Genomic DNA, 20,080 nt, shown 5'->3' on the forward strand with positions numbered 1-20,080 from the left:
CCCATACTTCAGCACATACGCGAGTCAGAGCCGCAGTCAGAGTGGTTTTACCATGGTCAACGTGACCAATAGTACCTACGTTTACGTGGGGTTTGGAACGTTCAAACGTTGCCTTAGCCATAGAACACCTCGTTCAATATCTTTAACTGATTAAGCTTTTCTCATTACTGCTTCAGCAACACTTGCAGGCGCTTCCGCATATTTCTCAAATTCCATGGAATAGGTAGCACGCCCCTGGGTTGCAGAACGCAGGTCAGTTGCATAACCAAACATTTCTGCCAGTGGCACAGACGCATTCACCACCTTCCCAGATGGCGAGTCGTCCATTCCTGAAATCAGACCTCGGCGACGGTTCAGGTCGCCCACCACATCACCCATATAATCTTCAGGGGTAACAACTTCAACTTTCATTGTCGGCTCAAGCAAAACTGCACTGCCTTTTTCTGAAAGTTGTTTGGTTGCTTGTGAGGCGGCAATTTTAAACGCCATCTCGTTAGAGTCAACGTCATGAAAAGAACCATCGTAAAGAGTCGCCTTAAGACCGAGTAACGGATAACCCGCCAATACCCCGTTCTTCATTTGCTCCTCGATACCTTTCTGCACCGCCGGGATGTATTCACGCGGAATGGCACCCCCAACAACATCATTCACAAATTCAAGCTGATCAGCATCAGCCTCGGCCGCAGGCTCAAAGCGGATGACGACATGACCATACTGTCCACGTCCGCCGGACTGCTTGACGTACTTGTGATTGATTTCGACGGTAGCGGTAATTTTTTCGCGATAAGCAACCTGTGGCTTACCGACATTACATTCAACGTTAAATTCGCGGCGCATACGATCGACGATAATATCCAGGTGTAATTCACCCATCCCGGAAATAATGGTCTGCCCGGTTTCTTCGTCAGTCTCAACGCGAAACGACGGATCTTCCTGGGCCAGCTTGCCCAGCGCCACACCCATCTTTTCCTGATCCGCCTTGGATCTCGGCTCAACCGCCACAGAAATAACGGGATCCGGGAACTCCATGCGCTCCAGCGTGATGATGTTATTCATATCACACAGGGTTTCCCCCGTCGTAACATCTTTCAGACCAACCAGTGCAACAATATCGCCTGCCCGGACTTCTTTGACCTCTTCCCGACTATTGGCATGCATCTGCACCATGCGACCAACACGCTCACGGCGTGATTTGACCGGGTTGTACACACCATCACCGGAATTCAACACACCGGAATAGACCCTGACGAACGTCAGCGTGCCGACAAAGGGGTCGGTAGCAATCTTGAATGCCAGCGCAGAAAATGGCTCGTCATCGGCTGAACGCCGAACTCCGGCAGAGCCTTCGGCATCATCCAACACACCTTCAATCGCTTTCACTTCTGTCGGTGACGGCAAAAAATCGATCACGGCGTCCAGAACAGCCTGCACACCTTTGTTTTTAAAGGCAGATCCGCAGGTCACCAGCACAGCCTTGTTCGCCAGCGTCGCAGCTCGCAAACCAGACTTGAGGTCGGCTTCAGATAATTCACCTTCTTCCAGGTACTTATCCATCAATTCATCGGAAGCATCTGCTGCAGCTTCGAGCATCCGCTCGCGCCATTCAGCTGCTTTTTCTTCCAGTTCCGACGGAATCTCCTCATAGGTGAAAGTCATACCCTGATCTGATTCGTTCCACATAATGGCTTTCATCTTGATCAGATCAACAACACCTTTGAAGTTTTCTTCACTGCCTATATTTATCTGAATAGGCACAGCATTGGCCCCGAGCCGGCTTTTCAGCTGCTCGACCACCATAAAAAAATCTGCCCCGGCACGATCCATCTTATTGACGAACACCATGCGAGGAACTTCGTATTTATTGGCTTGACGCCATACGGTTTCTGTTTGTGGCTGCACACCTGACGAGCCACAAAGGACGACAACAGCGCCGTCGAGTACACGCAAGGAACGCTCTACCTCAATGGTAAAGTCCACGTGCCCCGGGGTATCAATAATGTTGATACGGTGCTGCTCATATTGCTGCGCCATACCTGACCAGAAACAGGTCGTAGCAGCCGAGGTAATGGTAATCCCTCGCTCCTGCTCCTGCTCCATCCAGTCCATCGTTGCTGCACCGTCGTGTACCTCACCAATTTTGTGAGACACGCCGGTATAGAAAAGTACACGCTCAGTTGTTGTCGTTTTACCAGCATCCACGTGTGCGCAGATGCCAATGTTACGATAACGGTCAATAGGGGTTGTGCGTGCCACTGCGTCGTCCTCGGATCAATTAAAAGCGATAGTGAGAGAAAGCCTTGTTGGCTTCTGCCATGCGATGCACATCTTCACGCTTTTTAACCGCTGAACCTTTACCTTCAGCAGCGTCCATCATTTCGTTTGCCAGACGCTGAGCCATGGATTTTTCACCACGGGAACGTGCAGCGTCTACCAGCCAGCGCATGGCCAGCGCATTACGACGGGCAGGACGAACTTCAACAGGAACCTGGTAAGTCGCACCACCCACACGGCGGCTTTTAACTTCTACCATAGGCTGGATGGCTTCCAGAGCTTTTTCGAACAACTCCAGCGGATCGCCACCTTGCTTTGATGCCATGGAATCCAGAGCGCCGTAAACAATCTTTTCAGCGACGGATTTTTTACCACTAACCATGACGTGGTTCATAAATTTAGCCAGTGTAACATTCCCGAACTTGGGATCTGGCAGGATTTCGCGCTTCGCAGCAACGCGTCTTCTTGGCATGATAAGCCCTCTTAGGTCTTCAGGTCAGTCTGTGCATCAAAGTTGAGCACAGCCTTACTCTTATCTAAAACGAGTAAGCATCAAGGATTATTCCAGCTGGAATCAACCCTTAGGACGCTTGGCACCGTACTTAGAACGTGCTTGTTTACGATTCGCAACACCGGAGGTGTCCAGAGAACCACGTACAGTGTGATAACGCACACCTGGCAAATCCTTTACACGACCGCCACGAATCAGAACAACACTGTGTTCTTGCAAGTTGTGACCTTCACCACCAATGTAGGAAGTCACTTCAAAACCATTCGTCAAACGCACACGGCATACTTTACGCAGTGCCGAGTTTGGTTTTTTCGGCGTGGTAGTGTACACACGGGTACATACGCCACGACGCTGAGGACATGCCTGCAATGCAGGAACATCACTCTTAACCACTTTGCGTTTACGAGGCTTACGAACCAACTGGTTGATTGTAGCCATTTAGCAAACTCCAAACGTTATAGAAAACATACCCCTTCAATTGAGGCACAATTAAAGGGGCCGAGAGGATAATCCCCAAGCCTTTAAAGGTCAAGTATTAGACAGTTTAATATCCTGCCAAAGCTCGACACCAACGGTTAATTTACTACTCCCACGCCCCATAAAACCCGACAGGCGTGACCTTCACAATACACAGAAAATAAGCGATATCTCACGTTCGACACCGAGAAAACTGCGCCATATTCCAGCGTATTTAAGGGGCGTGTGCGGCGACTGCAAAACAAAAAAGAGGCCACTGATGGCCTCTTTTTTGTTTGTTAAGCGGCACGCTTTCCGATCAATCGATATTCGGTAACCGCACGACTACAACAAGCTTACTTGTCACTGAACGCTTCGCTCAACTTGGCTTCCATGTCTTCGGCAGACACGCTCAGAACTTCAGGCATTGAACGCTGACGTTCGTTATCACGAACGGTGCGCTTACGCTTGCGCTCGGCGTGGTACGCCAGACCGGTACCTGCCGGGATCAGACGACCCACCACCACGTTTTCCTTCAGACCGCGCAGACTATCCACCTTGCCGGTAACAGCCCCTTCAGTCAGCACTCGTGTGGTTTCCTGGAAGGAAGCCGCAGAGATAAAGGATTCCGTCGCCAGCGACGCTTTGGTAATACCCAGCAGCACACGCTCACCCTTGGCCGGGATCTTACCGGAGGTGTCGATGCGTTCGTTTTCTTCGAGGAAGGAAGAAAACTCTACCTGATCACCCGGAATAAACGTCGTATCGTTGGCATCATGGATCAGAACCTTACGCAGCATCTGACGCACAATCACTTCAATGTGCTTGTCGTCGATACCAACGCCTTGCAGGCGATACACTTCCTGCACTTCGTTGGTGATGTACATGGCCAGATCGCCAACGCTCTTGAGACGCAGGATATCATGCGGATTTAACGGGCCATCGGAAACAATCTCACCCTTTTCGACGTTTTCACCTTCGAATACGTTCAGGTGACGCCACTTGTGAATCAGTTCTTCATACGGCTCACCACCATCTTTCGGCGTGATCACCAGACGCTTCTTGCCTTTGGTTTCTTTACCAAAGCTGACGGTACCTGAGATCTCCGCCAGAATCGCAGGCTCTTTCGGCTTACGCGCTTCAAACAGGTCGGCAACCCGTGGCAGACCACCGGTGATGTCCTTGTTACCCGATGTTTCCTGAGGAATACGGGCAATAATGTCACCAACAGCAACCACAGTCCCATTTTCATGGTTCACCAGCGCGTTAGGCGGCAACATATACTGAGCCGGAACATTCGTGCCAGGCAGGAGGATATCGTTACCTGTCGCGGTATCCACCAGCTTCACCATTGGACGGATATCCTTACCCGCTGCAGGACGATCCTTCGGATCAATCACCTCGATATTGGACAAGCCAGTCAATTCGTCAGTCTGACGATTAATGGTAATGCCTTCATCCATACCAACGAATTCAATCCGCCCCGTCACTTCCGTCACGATCGGGTGAGTGTGAGGATCCCAGCTGGCGACTTTCTGCCCGGCTTCGACTTCAGCACCGTCTTTCGAACTGATCACCGCACCATAAGGCAGTTTGTAAAGCTCACGCTCACGACCGTTCACATCGGCAATGGCAATCGAGCCAGAGCGGGATACGGCCACCAGATCACCGTTTTCACGCGCAACCGTCTTGAGGTTATGCAGGCGCAAGGTACCCTTGTTCTTGACCTGGACACTGTCCGCCGCAGAGGAACGCGATGCCGCCCCACCAATGTGGAAGGTACGCATGGTCAACTGGGTACCAGGCTCACCAATCGATTGAGCCGCGATAACACCCACCGCTTCACCGACATTCACCTGATGACCACGACCAAGGTCACGACCGTAACACTTGGAACAGATACCACTGCGAGACTCACAGGTAATGGCAGAACGCACCAACACTTCGTCGATACCTTCGGCCTCAATGGTTTTGACCCATTTTTCATCAACCAGAGTACCCGCCGGAATGACCAGCTCTCCTGGCTGATTCGGCTTGTAAACATCTTCGGCAATGACACGACCCAGAATGCGGTCACCCAGCGCCACAACCACGTCACCGCCTTCAATAAGCGGGGTCATGATCAGGCCTTCTTTGGTGCCACAATCCTGTTCGGTAACCACCAGATCCTGCGCAACGTCAACCAGACGACGCGTCAGATAACCGGAGTTGGCGGTCTTCAATGCCGTATCGGCCAGACCCTTACGAGCACCGTGCGTCGAAGTAAAGTACTGCAGTACGTTCAGACCTTCACGGAAGTTCGCCACAATTGGCGTTTCAATGATAGAACCGTCTGGCTTGGCCATCAGACCACGCATACCCGCCAACTGACGAATCTGTGCCGGGCTACCACGAGCACCGGAGTCGGCCATCATATAAACCGAGTTGAAAGATTCCTGATCCACTTCGTTACCGTCGCGGTCAATGACCTTTTCTTTACCCAGGTTTTCCATCATCGCCTTGGCCACCAGTTCGTTGGCGCGGGACCAGATGTCGATAACCTTGTTGTATTTCTCGCCGTGCGTTACCAAACCAGAGGCAAACTGGCTTTCGATCTCTTTTACTTCCGCATCGGCGTTGGCAACAATCTCGGCCTTGGCAGCCGGAATTTCGAAATCGTTAACACCAATTGAGGAACCGGAACGGGTGGCGTATTCGAAACCGGTATACATCACCTGATCGGCAAAGATAACGGTATCTTTCAAACCAACACGACGGTAAGCCGTGTTAATCAGACGGGAAATCGCCTTTTTCTTCATTGGCTGGTTAACCAGCTCAAACGCCAGGCCTTTTGGCACGATACGGAACAGCAAGGCACGACCAATAGTGGTATCAACCACCTTGGTATTGGTTTCGCTGAAGCCATCTTCGTCGATCACGGTTTCGGTGATACGCACCTTGACGCGAGCCTGCAGGTGAGCGGCACCACTTTGATAGGCACGGGTCACTTCGTCCAGATCGGCCAACACCATGCCTTCGCCCTTGGCGTTGATGCGATCACGGGTCATCCAGTACAAGCCCAGTACCACGTCCTGAGACGGTACGATGATTGGCTCACCGTTGGCTGGCGACAATACGTTGTTGGTCGCCATCATCAGAGCACGGGCTTCGAGCTGGGCCTCAATGGTCAGCGGCACGTGAACGGCCATCTGGTCACCGTCGAAGTCAGCGTTGTACGCGGCACACACCAACGGGTGCAACTGAATCGCCTTGCCTTCAATCAGCTGTGGTTCGAACGCCTGGATGCCCAAACGGTGCAGGGTTGGGGCACGGTTCAGCATCACTGGGTGTTCACGAATCACGTCAGCGAGGATATCCCACACTTCCGGTGTTTCGCGCTCAACCATTTTCTTGGCAGCTTTAATGGTTGTTGCCAAACCACGGTGTTCCAGCTTGGAGAAAATAAACGGCTTGAACAGTTCCAGCGCCATTTTCTTCGGCAGACCACACTGGTGCAGACGCAGCTGCGGGCCAACGGTAATCACCGAACGACCGGAATAATCAACCCGCTTACCCAGCAGGTTCTGACGGAAACGACCCTGTTTACCCTTGATCATATCGGCCAGAGACTTCAGCGGACGCTTGTTGGAACCGGTAATCGCACGACCGCGACGACCGTTATCCAGCAACGCATCCACCGCTTCCTGCAACATACGCTTTTCGTTGCGCACAATGATGTCAGGAGCATTCAGCTCCAGCAGGCGCTTGAGACGGTTGTTACGGTTAATAACGCGACGATACAGATCGTTCAGATCGGAGGTAGCAAAACGGCCACCATCCAGCGGTACCAATGGACGCAGATCTGGTGGCAGTACTGGCAGCACCGACATGATCATCCACTTCGGGTCATTACCAGAGAAGTGGAAGGCCTCAAGAATCTTCAGACGCTTGGACAGCTTCTTGATCTTGGTTTCAGAATTGGTGGCCGGAATTTCTTCGCGCAGACGCTGAACTTCTTCAGGCAGGTCAATATGACCCAACAGCGCCTGAATCGCTTCAGCACCCATCTTGGCTTCAAATTCATCACCAAATTCTTCGATGGCTTCGTAATACTGCTCATCGTTCAGCAGCTGACCCAGATCCAGCGTGGTCATACCTGGCTCGGTAACAACAAAGGATTCGTAATACAGAATCCGTTCGATATCACGCAGTGTCATATCCAGCATCAGACCGATGCGGGAAGGCAATGATTTCAGGAACCAGATGTGTGCAACCGGAGAAGCCAGCTCAATATGGCCCATGCGTTCACGACGCACCTTGGCCTGGGTGACTTCTACGCCACACTTTTCACAGATCACACCACGGTGCTTCAGACGCTTGTACTTACCGCACAGGCACTCGAAATCCTTGATCGGACCAAAAATACGGGCACAGAACAGGCCATCACGCTCTGGCTTGAAGGTACGGTAATTGATGGTCTCCGGCTTTTTGACTTCACCGAAGGACCAGGAGCGGATCATGTCTGGCGAGGCAAGGCCAATTCGAATGGCATCGAACTCGTCAGCATTGTTCTGGCTACGCAGAAAATTGACTAAGTCTTTCATATAGAGTGTGCTCCACTTGGCGTGAGCGAGTGCTCCATAACCGCCAGCCTTTTCAGACTGGGGTTACAGAACGCGCTGCTAGACCGATTATTCGTTTTCCAGTTCGATGTCGATACCCAGGGAACGGATCTCTTTAACCAGTACGTTAAAGGACTCCGGCATACCTGCTTCCATCCGGTGGTCGCCATCCACGATGTTCTTGTACATCTTGGTACGGCCTGCCACGTCATCGGACTTGACGGTAAGCATTTCCTGCAGGGTATAAGCAGCACCGTATGCTTCCAGTGCCCACACTTCCATCTCACCAAAGCGCTGGCCACCAAACTGAGCCTTACCACCCAACGGCTGTTGGGTAACCAGACTGTAGGAGCCGGTAGAACGCGCGTGCATCTTGTCATCAACCAGGTGGTTCAGTTTTAGCATGTACATGTAGCCAACCGTCACCTGGCGATCAAATGCTTCACCGGTACGGCCATCATACAAGGTCACCTGACCAGACTCCGGAATACCAGCCAGCTCCAACATACGCTTGATTTCAGATTCTTTGGCACCGTCAAATGCAGGGGTCGCCATCGGCACACCACCACGCAAATTATTGGCCAGTTCAAGAATCTCGGCATCGCTGTAGCTGTCGAGGTCTTCAATACGACCGTCGCCCGCGTTGTAAATTTCATCCAGCAATTCACGCAATTTCAACACTTCACGCTGCTCGCGCAGCATCCGGTCGATCTTGTCACCCAGCCCCTTGGCAGCCATACCAAGGTGGATTTCCATGATCTGACCGACGTTCATTCGCGACGGCACACCCAATGGGTTCAGACAGATATCAACGGTCACGCCGTTGGCATCGTAGGGCATATCTTCAATCGGTTTGATGGTTGAGATAACACCCTTGTTACCGTGGCGGCCCGCCATCTTGTCACCCGGCTGGATCTTACGCTTGATCGCCAGATAGACCTTGACGATTTTCAGTACACCCGGAGCCAGATCGTCGCCAGTTTGCAGCTTGCGTTTCTTGTCTTCGAACTTGTCATCCAGTTGCTGTCGACGCTCAGCCAGAGACTGCTCGGCTTTTTCCAGCGTAGCCGCCAGCTCTTCATCCTGGGGAATGATACGGAACCAGTCATCCACAGTCAGACCTGACAAGTACTCTTCTGTCAGGACGTCACCTTTGCGCAACCCTGGAGCAACATTAATTGCCTGGCCAGTCAGCGCACGGGTCAGACGTTCGAAGGTTGCGCCCTTGACGATGCGCATCTCTTCGTTCAGATCCTTGCGAATCTCATCCAGCTGCTGACGTTCAATCGATTTGGCGCGATCGTCTTTTTCAACACCATCACGAGTAAACACCTGAACGTCAATGACAGTACCTGTGGTACCGGTTTTAACGCGCAGGGAGGTGTCTTTAACATCAGACGCCTTCTCACCGAAGATCGCACGCAGCAGTTTTTCTTCTGGCGTCAGCTGGGTTTCACCTTTCGGTGTTACCTTGCCTACCAGAATATCGCCGGCTTTGACTTCAGCACCGATATAAACGATACCGGATTCATCCAGCTTGCCCAGTGCCGCTTCACCGACATTAGGAATGTCGGAAGTAATTTCTTCCGCACCCAGCTTGGTGTCACGGGCAACGCAGGTCAATTCCTGAATGTGAATCGTCGTCAGACGATCTTCCTGAGCGACACGCTCAGACAGCATGATCGAGTCTTCGAAGTTGTAACCATTCCACGGCATAAAGGCGATACGGAAATTCTGCCCCAACGCCAGCTCACCCAGGTCAACAGAAGGACCATCGGCCATGATATCGCCACGCTGTACCATATCACCCGCTTTTACCAACGGACGCTGGTTGATGCAGGTGTTCTGGTTCGAACGGGTGTATTTGGTCAGGTTATAGATATCAACACCAGCCTCACCGGCCACGGTCTCGTCATCATTCACTTTGACCACGACTCGTGATGCGTCAACCGAATCGATCACACCGCCGCGTCTGGCAACCACACAGACACCAGAGTCAGCCGCAACCGCGCGCTCAATACCGGTACCCACCAGCGGCTTTTCAGCACGCAAGGTAGGAACCGCCTGCCGCTGCATGTTGGAACCCATCAAGGCCCGGTTAGCATCATCGTGTTCCAGGAACGGAATCAGTGATGCAGCGATTGATACCACCTGTTGAGGCGATACGTCTTTCAGCGTCACGTTATCCGGCGACATGATGGTGAATTCGTTCTTGTGACGAACCGAAATCAGATCACCCTGCAAGCGGCCATTTTCATCCACAGGCACAGATGCCTGGGCAATAACATAATCCGCTTCTTCAATCGCCGACACATAGATGATCTCGTCGGTTACCACACCGTCATTGACGATACGATAAGGCGTTTCCAGAAAACCGTATTCGTTGGTACGGGCATAGGAAGCCAGCGAGTTGATCAGACCAATGTTCGGACCTTCAGGTGTTTCAATAGGACAAACACGACCGTAGTGAGTGGCGTGTACGTCACGCACCTCGAAGCCCGCACGTTCACGGGTCAGACCACCTGGCCCCAGTGCGGAAATACGGCGTTTGTGGGTCACTTCTGACAGCGGGTTGTTCTGATCCATAAACTGGGACAGCTGGGAGGAACCGAAAAATTCCTTCACGGCCGCAGCAACCGGCTTGGCGTTGATCAGATCCTGCGGCATCAAGCCTTCAGATTCTGCCATCGACAGACGTTCACGCACCGCACGCTCTACCCGTACCAAGCCGACACGGAACTGGTTTTCAGCCATCTCGCCCACAGAACGGATACGACGGTTACCCAGGTGGTCAATGTCGTCGACAATGCCTTTACCGTTACGAATATCGATCAGGGTTCTCAGCACTTCAACGATGTCGCTGTTATCCAGCACACCGGAGCCGAGTATTTCTTCACGACCGATACGACGGTTAAACTTCATGCGACCCACTGCGGACAGGTCATAACGCTCTTCGCTGAAGAACAAATTGTCGAACAACGCCTCTGCACTTTCTTTTGTTGGCGGCTCGCCAGGACGCATCATGCGGTAAATCTCGACCAGAGCTTCCAGCTGGTTGCTGGTCGGGTCGATACGCAGAGTGTCGGAGATGAACGGACCACAATCAATTTCGTTGGTGTAGATAGTTTCAAACTCGGCAATGCCAGCAGCTTCTATCTGTGCCAAAATTTCTGCTGTAATTTCGGCGTTGGCCGTAGCCAGCACTTCGCCAGTCCGACTGTCAATGACGTCCTTGGCGATCGCTTTACCCAGTATATATTCTGTTGGCACCACCAACTCTTCCACATTGGCCTTTTCCAGCTGGCGAATATGGCGGGCAGTAATACGACGACTGCCTTCAACAATCACATTGCCATCGTTATCCATGATATCGAAGGCTGCGGTTTCACCACGCAAGCGAGATGGAATCAGCTTCAGCTTCAAACCACCATCGGCAATGCGGTAATTGTCATTGTCGTAGAAAGTTTCGAGAATTTCCTGCGTGGTAAACTTCAGTGCCCGCAACAAAATGGACGCTGGCAGTTTACGACGACGGTCGATACGTACGTAAACCAGATCTTTCGGGTCAAACTCAAAATCCAGCCATGAGCCGCGGTAAGGAATCACGCGAGCGTTATACAGCAACTTGCCGGATGAATGGGTTTTACCCTTATCGTGGTCGAAAAACACACCAGGAGAACGGTGCAACTGAGACACGATGACACGCTCAGTCCCGTTGACAATAAAGGTTCCGTTATCTGTCATCAGGGGCATTTCGCCCATGTAGACTTCCTGTTCTTTGATATCCTTGATCGCTTTGGTCGAAGATTCCTTATCGTAAACGATCAGGCGCACCTTGACCCGCAATGGCGCAGCGTAGGTAACGCCACGCAGCATACATTCTTTTTCGTCAAAACTCGGCGTACCCAGGCGATAGCTCACGTACTCCAGAGCAGCATTCCCGGAATAGCTGACAATCGGGAAAACAGACTTAAAGGCCGCATGAAGACCGATATCAATTCTGTCTTCAGCGTTGCTCCCTTCTTGCAGGAACTTATGGTATGAGTCGATTTGAATGGCCAGCAAATATGGCACATCCATGACACTCGGTAGTTTACCGAAATCCTTACGGATACGTTTTTTCTCAGTATATGAGTAAGCCATCAGTTATCCCCGGACTGTTTCCTCGATCAGGTCGCCAAACCCGAAACTAGAGGACTTGCCTTGCAATTGAACCCGGCACGAAGCCAGTTTAGTCACGCCTTCCATAACGCGAAAAAGGCCGACGGAAAAATCCCGTCAGCCCTGTGTCATGCTTCAGAAAAAGCACGACAGCAGAAGTGAAGTAATATTAATTACTTAACTTCTACGATAGCGCCAGCTGCTTCCAGCTTGGCTTTTGCTTCTTCTGCATCTTCTTTCGACACACCTTCCTTAATGGAAGAGGGAGCACCATCAACCAGACCTTTGGCTTCTTTCAGACCCAGGCCGGTGATTTCGCGAACTGCCTTGATCACGTTCACTTTCTTGTCACCAATGGCAGACAGAATGACGTCAAATTCGGTCTGAGCTTCAGCAGCGGCTTCACCGCCAGCAGCAGGGCCAGCCATAACGGCTGCAGCGGCAGAAACACCGAACTTTTCTTCCATCGCAGAAACGAGTTCTACAACGTCCATTACAGACATGTCAGCGATAGCGTTGATGATATCTTCTTTTGTCAGAGACATGAGACTTTTCCTGAAATAATTGGACGATTACGCCCGTTAAATCTTGGTAAGATCTGCCAGGGATCAGGCAGCTTCTTGTTCTTTCTGGTCGCGGACAGCAGCAATGGTACGAACCAGTTTGCCTGCGGCAGCTTCTTTCATGACGCTCATCAGTTTCGCGATTGCTTCGTCGTACGTTGGCAGTGTTGCCAGCATATCAACGGAAACCACGTTACCTTCGAATGCACCACCCTTGATCTCGAACTTGTCATTCTTCTTGGCGAAATCTTTGAAGATACGGGCAGCCGCACCTGGATGTTCACTAGAGAATGCAATCAGACTAGGACCTACCAGCGTCTCACTGAGACACTCGTATGGGGTACCTTCGATAGCGCGACGAGCCAGAGTGTTACGGACAATTTTCATCCAGACACCGGCTTCACGCGCTTCTTTACGCAGAGCGGTCATGGCGCCTACAGTGACACCGCGAGAATCCGCGATAACGGCAGACAGAGCACCTTGAGCTGCTTCCTGGACCTCGGCGACAATCGCCTTCTTATCTTCGAGTCCTAAGGCCACGATTAACTCCTAACAAGTTAAGTTGGGCTCAGCTGAGCCAGTCTCGGTGTGACAATTCAGAAAACTGAACGGGGCCACACACTATCTACGCAGGAAATATTAAGTAGCAAAACCAGAAGGTCAGGCAACTCCTGCGATCTTTGACAGCTGCCGCAAAAGCGACAACCCCAAAGAGGGTCTGGGGTGTGCAACACACCCCGAATTCTTTGCCTAGATGTCCAGCACAGAATGATCGACAACCAGACCAGGACCCATAGTGGTACTGATGGTTACCTTCTTCATGTAGACACCTTTGGCGGATGTTGGCTTGACCTTTTTCAGATCAGCCAGCAGCACAGTCAGGTTTTCTTTCAACGCGTCGGCGTCAAAATCGACCTTGCCAATAGTGGTGTGAATAATACCGTTCTTGTCGTTGCGGTAACGCACCTGACCAGCCTTGGCGTTCTTCACAGCAGTGGCAACATCGGGGGTTACAGTACCAACCTTCGGGTTCGGCATCAGACCACGAGGGCCCAGAACCTGACCCAACTGGCCAACAACACGCATCGCATCCGGGGAAGCAATCACAACATCAAAGGCCAAGTCGCCGCCTTTGATCTTTGCTGCCAGATCTTCCATACCCACTTCATCAGCACCGGCAGCCGTGGCGGCTTCCGCATTGGCACCCTGGGTGAATACAGCAACACGCATGGTCTTGCCAGTACCGTTTGGTAGTACAGTGGAGCTGCGCACGTTCTGATCTGATTTACGGGCATCGATGCCGAGATTCACAGCAACATCGAGAGATTCACGAAACTTGGCAGCAGGCAGTGAAGACAGCACAGACACAGCATCTTCAAAAGAGTAAACCTTGCCGGCTTCTACTTTTTCCGCAATCAGCTTTTGACGTTTGGTCAGCTTGGCCATTACTCAACTCCCTCTACATTCAAACCCATTGCACGGGCAGAACCAGCAATTGTACGAACTGCCGCATCCATATCAGCTGCCGTCAGGTCAGCCATTTTGGTGGTAGCAATTTCTTCCAGCTGAGCGCGATTGACCGTACCCACTTTCTGGCTATTGGGGCGTGGCGAACCACTGGTAATACCAGCCGCTTTTTTCAGCAAGAAGGACGCAGGAGGCGTCTTCAGCTCAAAGGTAAAGGAACGATCACTGTAGGCAGTGATAATGACCGGTACCGGCGCACCAGGCTCCATACTGGAAGTCTGGGCATTAAATGCCTTACAGAATTCCATGATGTTCAAACCTTTCTGACCCAGAGCCGGACCAACCGGCGGACTTGGGTTTGCTTTACCAGCTGCAACCTGCAACTTGATATAGCCTTCTACTTTCTTAGCCATGTTTTACTCCAAATGGGTAGTATCGCCCTTGCGGGCTCCCCTGTGCTTCAGCAACGCTGAAGATCACCTGAAATCAGACCGATTTTTCGATCTGCGTAAATTCGAGCTCGACCGGGGTTGAACGACCAAAAATAGTCACAGCAACCTGAACGCGAGACTTGTCGTAATCAACACTCTCGACCACGCCATTAAAGTCTGCAAAGGGACCTTCGGTAACACGAACCACTTCACCCGGCTCGTAGATGGTCTTGTGTGTCGGACGATCAACACCTTCTTCAACACGACGCAAAATGGCGTCTGCCTCTTTCGGGGAGATCGGCGCAGGCTTGTCTGCCGTGCCACCAATAAAGCCCATCACCCGGTCAGTCTGCTTTACCAGATGCCAGGTATCATCATTCATTTCCATTTGCACGAGGACATAACCAGGATAGAAGCGACGCTGACTCTTGCGCTTCTTGCCATCGCGAACTTCAACCACTTCTTCAGTAGGAACCAACACGTCCCCGAACTGATCCTGCATCCCCAGGCGCTCGATACGTTCCAACAAAGCCCCCTGCACACGCTTCTCATAACCGGAGTAGGCGTGAACCACATACCAACGCATTGCCATACTCTACCTCAACCAATCAGCGCGGAAATTGCCCAACCAAGCAACGAATCCAGACCCCACAACACCAGCGCCATAATCACCACAACCACAACGACCATCAAGGTCATCTGGGTTGTTTCCTGGCGTGTCGGCCAAACCACCTTGCGGCGCTCGACGTTGGCCTCTTTGAGAAGTTGCATAAATGCCCTGCCCTGGAACGTTGTCAGCGCAATACCTGCACCCAGCAACATCAAGGCAACGACAGCGAGAATCCGATACAGAAAAGGCGCATCGGCATACACGTAATTGCCAACCACAGCCGCTGCCAGAAAAGCAACAGCCAACAACCACTTGACAACATCCATCGGCGAACCTGCTGTTTTGCTTTCGGTACTCATTACAATTCCCTGAAGCCAAAAATGGCAGCCGAAGCTACCATCAGGATATTTGGCAGGCCAGGAGGGACTCGAACCCCCAACTTTCGGTTTTGGAGACCGACGCTCTACCAATTGAACTACTGGCCTAATACACTTTATAAGGGCGCTGCACTATACAGCACCTTCTACAAATTGCAACCCAATATGGTTTGAAACTTGCAATTCACGGCTGAACGCCTGCGCGAACGCGAGACGAAAAGATGTCCGTTTCAGACGAGGGCGGATAATACACAGGCAACCACAGATACACCAGAGCTATTTTTAGCTTGCTGCTTTATATCGGCATTTTACGAGTACTCCTCGCTCAAGATCATCAGCAATCAGCCGCCAGACAAACAGGAATCATTGCTATCAATATCAGACAAAACAGCAACGTTTAACCAGCACCAACGGCATTTCAAGCCCCGAAATACCAATCTCAGGCGACTTTTACAAAAAATAATGGCTAAAACGGCTTTTTATTACGATTTCTTTGCCTGGGGTGATCAAAAACGACTGAAAAACCTGTAAATTGGCGACCGATTTTCACTTTGCTTATCGAGTGCGCTATGACTGACTTATCCAAATACAGAAACATCGGCATCTTCGCTCACGTTGACGCCGGTAAGACCACTACAACCGAACGTATCCTGAAGCTGACCGGCATGATTCACAAAACCGGTGAAGTACACGATGGCGAGTCCACCACAGACTTCATGGAACAGGAGGCAGAACGTGGTATTACCATTCAGTCGGCCGCTGTTACCTGCTTCTGGAAGGATCACCGCTTTAACGTCATCGACACCCCTGGACACGTTGACTTCACCGTCGAAGTATACCGCTCACTGAAAGTACTGGACGGCGGTATCGGCGTATTCTGCGGTTCCGGTGGTGTTGAGCCACAGTCTGAGACCAACTGGCGCTACGCCAACGACTCCGAAGTCGCCCGTGTTATCTTCGTGAACAAGCTGGATCGCCTCGGCGCCGACTTTTTCCGCGTTGTCGACCAGGTAAAAAATGTACTGGCTGCCCGCCCGCTGGTTATGGTTCTGCCCATCGGCACCGAAGACGAGTTTGTTGGTGTCGTCGACTTGCTGAGCCAAAAAGCCTACGTATGGGATGACTCTGGCCTGCCAGAAAATTACGAAATCACTGACGTACCAGCAGACATGCTGGACGACGTTGAAGCCTATCGCACCGAGCTGATCGAAACTGCGCTGGAAGTCGACGAAGACTTGCTGATGGAATACCTGGAAGAAGGCACCGAGCCGTCTATGGAAGACATCAAGCGTTGTATTCGCGAAGGTACTCGCACCCTGCAGTTCTTCCCGACTTATTGTGGTTCTGCCTTCAAGAACAAAGGCGTTCAACTGGTTCTGGATGCTGTGGTTGATTACCTGCCATCACCTGATGAGGTCGATCCACAAGATCTGACCGATGAAGAAGGTAACCCGACAGGCGAAAAAGCCATCGTATCGGCAGACGAGCCATTCCGCGCACTGGCCTTCAAGATCATGGATGACCGTTTTGGTGCTCTGACTTTCGTACGGGTTTACTCCGGCACCCTGAACAAAGGTGACACTGTGCTGAACAGTTTCACCGGCAAAACCGAGCGTGTTGGCCGTATGGTTGAGATGCAGGCTGATGACCGCAAGGAAATCAGCAGTGCCCAGGCGGGTGATATTCTCGCCATCGTTGGCATGAAAAACGTTCAGACTGGGCATACCCTGTGTGATCCCAAGCATGAATGTACCCTGGAAGCCATGGTGTTCCCTGAGCCGGTAATTTCCATCGCCGTAAGCCCGAAAGACAAGGGTGGCGTTGACAAGATGGGTATCGCCATCGGCAAGATGGTGGCAGAAGATCCTACTTTCCAGGTTGAAACGGACATTGACTCCGGCGAAACCATTCTGAAAGGCATGGGCGAGCTGCACCTGGATATTAAAGTCGATATCCTCAAGCGTACCTACGGCGTTGAACTGGTTGTGGGTCAGCCACAGGTTGCCTACCGTGAAACCATTACCCTGCCGATCGAAGACACCTACACTCACAAGAAACAGTCTGGTGGCTCCGGTCAGTACGGCAAGATCGATTACCGCATCAAGCCTGGCGAACCAGGTACTGGCTACCAGTTCAAGTCAGCGGTTGTTGGCGGTAACGTTCCGAAGGAATTCTGGCCAGCCGTCGAGAAGGGCTTCAAGTCCATGATGAACGAAGGCACATTGGCAGGCTTCCCGGTGCTGGATGTTGAAGTTGAACTGTATGACGGCTCTTACCACGCCGTTGACTCCTCTGCGATCGCGTTCGAAATCGCAGCAAAAGGCGCTTTCCGTCAATCCATGCCGAAGGCCGGTCCACAGCTGATCGAACCGATCATGAAAGTGGACGTGTTCTCCCCCGATGACAACGTGGGTGATGTGATTGGCGACCTGAACCGTCGTCGCGGCATGATCAAAGATCAGGAAGCAGGCACCACCGGCGTTCGCATCAAGGCAGACGTTCCGCTGTCCGAGATGTTTGGCTACATCGGACACCTGCGAACCATCACTTCTGGTCGCGGTCAGTTCTCAATGGAATTCTCTCACTACATGCCTTGCCCGGCACAGGTAGCCGAGAAGGTCATTGCAGAAACCAAGGCTCGCAAAGCCGAAGGCTAAGCTGCTGCTGGCAACATAAAAAACCCCGTACAGCACACGCTGCACGGGGTTTTTCTCTATCTGATATCGCAACTCGCTCCTGGCAGTCAGTCTGGCCAGTTATCCCGATTATTAACAGCTGCTGCCATCAATAAAGCTGGAATAAACGCGGCTGCCCAATTCGACTTACCCTCCACGACCAGCTCCGCCCAGGCATGCTGCTCTTTCTGCTCCAGCGTCTCTTCCGTACGGTAATTGTAGCGCACCCCCAAACCCCAACTGTCACGCCAGCCAACCATCACACCAAATGATGCCGATGCAATCCAAGGGTTGCGGTGCACCTTGAGCGTACCACCCTGTTGCATCACCGGATTGGCACTACTCATATTACTCCCGGCAGGCACATGTATACCGTCATCAATCAGATAATTGTAAGCCACATAGTGCCCAGTCATATTACCGCTCAGCTCAGTATAAAAACTGTCAGGATGACAGGAGGTCAGTGCCAGATTCTGCATCTCGTTATTTAACGCCTGCAGCTCTGCCTGGGCTTGCTCCAATACCCGGTAAACATCCGCCATATCCTGCTCATTCACACTCTCCAACGCTACCAACAAGGTTTGGATGCGCAGATAGATACGATCCGGAATATAGTTATCTCCTAACAGGTATTGCTGCAACTCCTGGATATATACATCAAAACGCTCAACTAGCGGCACACCCTGCTCCGCTACCGCACTGACAAACAGCATCTTACTGGCCGCATAACGCTCACAGCGTCGTGCTTGCGGCCAAACCATGGCCAGCTCAGCGCCATAACCAATCCGGCCAATAATGGTGCCCAGCTCAGCCTTGGCAAAATGGCTGATCGCCAGACGTCCCCATAACATATCCCCCTGTAACAGATGTCTGGCGTACTTACCGGTGTACTGCAAGGCTAAACGGTTTTCTACCTGGGTTTCCCAGCCATCGATCGGGTCAGCGCCCTTGAACGGATAGCGATGGGCATTCTCTTGCGTCCAGCGGCCAGCGGCGGCCGGCCCTACCATACCAATCGACATTTCATGTTCGGTATAACCATCCAGACCACGAATGGTGATATTACGGGCAATATTGGCCCAGGCTGCAAACGGACGATCATAATATTCAGCATTGGCCTTGTACTGAAAACCCGCCGGAGCCACCTCTCCTTCACCGGCATGCTGATACGGGGTGTACATCTTGTGACCCATGCTGTAGCCATAGCTGACCAACTTGAGATCCCGATTGCTGACATTTGATCTTGCACTGCGATCACAATCGCCATTATTACCGTCCGGGCCACAGCGAAAACCATACAAGCGCCAGCCATCCAGCAGAAAACCACCTTCAAGATTGGCATAAGCACGTATATTCAAAGCATTGGTATAGTACTGATCGGTAATGTTTTCACCGGTCAAGGCGTCGTTTTCGATCTGGCTGCGCCAGATTTTTTGCAGATGATTGACATGGCGCTGCTCAAATTCAGAATTATTAAACAGCAACGACAAAAGGGAATAGCTGTCGTCAGACGAATCTGCAACAGCCAGAGAGCTAGAGACAAGCAAGCAGATAAAGGTAATCGATTTCATACAATCCCTGTAAATACGCAGCCAAGTAGAGCAGCAGGTTACAGCCAGATCAGCCAAAAGCAAACATACCAAGCCAGACCATACAAAGCCCGATCATACAAAGCCCGACCATACAAAGCCCGACGAGCACTGTTTACAACAGCACTGCCAACAGTCTACAGCTGTCCAGTCTCGTCGTAATGGATCCTGCACTGCGATCATAGCCACCACTCAGCCCTGAACACCCATCGGCTTTTCTCAGGCACAAAAAAACCCGCTTGAAAGCGTAATGCTGTTCACTTAAGCCATTTACTCATCTGAGCAGTATCTGGAAAATCCGATGTCAGACCATGACATCGGATTTTTTTATGTCCATTCAGCAAGATCTTCTCGACCTAGACGAACTC

15 protein-coding genes and 1 tRNA gene are annotated in these 20,080 nt (G+C 51.7%); 2 read left to right on the forward strand and 14 right to left on the reverse strand.

Features of this window, described 5'->3' with window-relative positions; translation table 11 throughout:
- The 13 genes from WG929_RS20320 to WG929_RS20380 all read right to left on the reverse strand — a co-directional run.
- A partial coding sequence (locus WG929_RS20320) for a GTP-binding protein (RefSeq protein WP_416207531.1) occupies positions 1-121 on the reverse strand: 121 nt, incomplete at its 3' end.
- Between the two features lie 29 nt (positions 122-150).
- Positions 151-2,253, reverse strand: coding sequence for an elongation factor G (fusA, locus tag WG929_RS20325; protein WP_369855605.1), 2,103 nt, complete (start codon positions 2,251-2,253; stop codon positions 151-153).
- Positions 2,254-2,272: 19 nt separating this feature from the next.
- A complete protein-coding gene (gene rpsG / locus WG929_RS20330) occupies positions 2,273-2,743 on the reverse strand; it encodes a 30S ribosomal protein S7 (RefSeq protein WP_369855606.1) in 471 nt (156 codons plus the stop codon).
- A gap of 102 nt (positions 2,744-2,845) precedes the next feature.
- The gene (gene rpsL, locus WG929_RS20335; RefSeq protein WP_369855607.1) at positions 2,846-3,220 is read right to left on the reverse strand and encodes a 30S ribosomal protein S12; all 375 of its coding nucleotides are present in this window, start codon (positions 3,218-3,220) and stop codon (positions 2,846-2,848) included.
- A 374-nt stretch (positions 3,221-3,594) separates the two neighbouring features.
- Positions 3,595-7,821 (reverse strand): DNA-directed RNA polymerase subunit beta', encoded by a 4,227-nt coding sequence (rpoC, locus tag WG929_RS20340; RefSeq protein ID WP_416207521.1) that lies wholly within the window; start codon positions 7,819-7,821, stop codon positions 3,595-3,597.
- Between the two features lie 87 nt (positions 7,822-7,908).
- The gene (gene rpoB, locus WG929_RS20345; protein ID WP_416207522.1) at positions 7,909-11,982 is read right to left on the reverse strand and encodes a DNA-directed RNA polymerase subunit beta; all 4,074 of its coding nucleotides are present in this window, start codon (positions 11,980-11,982) and stop codon (positions 7,909-7,911) included.
- 191 nt (positions 11,983-12,173) lie between these two features.
- A complete protein-coding gene (rplL, locus tag WG929_RS20350; protein WP_416207523.1) occupies positions 12,174-12,545 on the reverse strand; it encodes a 50S ribosomal protein L7/L12 in 372 nt (123 codons plus the stop codon).
- A gap of 63 nt (positions 12,546-12,608) precedes the next feature.
- Positions 12,609-13,103 (reverse strand): 50S ribosomal protein L10, encoded by a 495-nt coding sequence (gene rplJ, locus WG929_RS20355; protein ID WP_416207524.1) that lies wholly within the window; start codon positions 13,101-13,103, stop codon positions 12,609-12,611.
- A 210-nt stretch (positions 13,104-13,313) separates the two neighbouring features.
- The gene (gene rplA, locus WG929_RS20360) at positions 13,314-14,009 is read right to left on the reverse strand and encodes a 50S ribosomal protein L1 (protein WP_416207525.1); all 696 of its coding nucleotides are present in this window, start codon (positions 14,007-14,009) and stop codon (positions 13,314-13,316) included.
- The gene (gene rplK / locus WG929_RS20365) at positions 14,009-14,443 is read right to left on the reverse strand and encodes a 50S ribosomal protein L11 (protein WP_416207526.1); all 435 of its coding nucleotides are present in this window, start codon (positions 14,441-14,443) and stop codon (positions 14,009-14,011) included. Before rplK ends, rplA begins: the two co-directional genes overlap by 1 nt.
- Before the next feature lie 73 nt (positions 14,444-14,516).
- Positions 14,517-15,053 carry a transcription termination/antitermination protein NusG gene (gene nusG / locus WG929_RS20370; RefSeq protein WP_303434747.1) on the reverse strand — a complete coding sequence of 179 codons (537 nt, stop codon included), beginning with the start codon at positions 15,051-15,053 and terminating at the stop codon, positions 14,517-14,519.
- Between the two features lie 8 nt (positions 15,054-15,061).
- The gene (gene secE, locus WG929_RS20375; RefSeq protein ID WP_416207527.1) at positions 15,062-15,430 is read right to left on the reverse strand and encodes a preprotein translocase subunit SecE; all 369 of its coding nucleotides are present in this window, start codon (positions 15,428-15,430) and stop codon (positions 15,062-15,064) included.
- A gap of 50 nt (positions 15,431-15,480) precedes the next feature.
- Positions 15,481-15,556, reverse strand: a tRNA-Trp gene (locus WG929_RS20380).
- 69 nt (positions 15,557-15,625) lie between these two features.
- Between WG929_RS20380 and WG929_RS20385 the strand changes: the two genes are divergently transcribed.
- Together WG929_RS20385 and fusA (WG929_RS20390) are read left to right on the forward strand one after the other, a co-directional pair.
- The gene (locus WG929_RS20385; protein ID WP_416207528.1) at positions 15,626-15,979 is read left to right on the forward strand and encodes a hypothetical protein; all 354 of its coding nucleotides are present in this window, start codon (positions 15,626-15,628) and stop codon (positions 15,977-15,979) included.
- Between the two features lie 38 nt (positions 15,980-16,017).
- A complete protein-coding gene (fusA, locus tag WG929_RS20390) occupies positions 16,018-18,105 on the forward strand; it encodes an elongation factor G (protein WP_416207529.1) in 2,088 nt (695 codons plus the stop codon).
- 86 nt (positions 18,106-18,191) lie between these two features.
- Here the strand turns inward: fusA (WG929_RS20390) and WG929_RS20395 are convergent, their stop codons facing one another.
- Positions 18,192-19,694 (reverse strand): lipid A-modifier LpxR family protein, encoded by a 1,503-nt coding sequence (locus tag WG929_RS20395; protein ID WP_416207530.1) that lies wholly within the window; start codon positions 19,692-19,694, stop codon positions 18,192-18,194.
- Between the last annotated feature and the right edge of the window lie 386 nt (positions 19,695-20,080).

The organism is Oceanobacter antarcticus, assembly GCF_044962685.1.
Lineage (GTDB): Bacteria > Pseudomonadota > Gammaproteobacteria > Pseudomonadales > Oceanobacteraceae > Oceanobacter > Oceanobacter antarcticus.

Coding starts and splice junctions, on each gene's coding strand:
- rplL (WP_416207523.1), bottom strand. CDS start 12,545: ATGTCTCTGACAAAAGAAGATATCATCAACGCTATCGCTGACATGTCT.
- rplK (WP_416207526.1), bottom strand. CDS start 14,443: ATGGCTAAGAAAGTAGAAGGCTATATCAAGTTGCAGGTTGCAGCTGGT.
- WG929_RS20395 (WP_416207530.1), bottom strand. CDS start 19,694: ATGAAATCGATTACCTTTATCTGCTTGCTTGTCTCTAGCTCTCTGGCT.
- rpoC (WP_416207521.1), bottom strand. CDS start 7,821: ATGAAAGACTTAGTCAATTTTCTGCGTAGCCAGAACAATGCTGACGAG.
- rpsG (WP_369855606.1), bottom strand. CDS start 2,743: ATGCCAAGAAGACGCGTTGCTGCGAAGCGCGAAATCCTGCCAGATCCC.
- rpsL (WP_369855607.1), bottom strand. CDS start 3,220: ATGGCTACAATCAACCAGTTGGTTCGTAAGCCTCGTAAACGCAAAGTG.
- rplA (WP_416207525.1), bottom strand. CDS start 14,009: ATGGCCAAGCTGACCAAACGTCAAAAGCTGATTGCGGAAAAAGTAGAA.
- fusA (WP_416207529.1), top strand. CDS start 16,018: ATGACTGACTTATCCAAATACAGAAACATCGGCATCTTCGCTCACGTT.
- rpoB (WP_416207522.1), bottom strand. CDS start 11,982: ATGGCTTACTCATATACTGAGAAAAAACGTATCCGTAAGGATTTCGGT.
- secE (WP_416207527.1), bottom strand. CDS start 15,430: ATGAGTACCGAAAGCAAAACAGCAGGTTCGCCGATGGATGTTGTCAAG.
- nusG (WP_303434747.1), bottom strand. CDS start 15,053: ATGGCAATGCGTTGGTATGTGGTTCACGCCTACTCCGGTTATGAGAAG.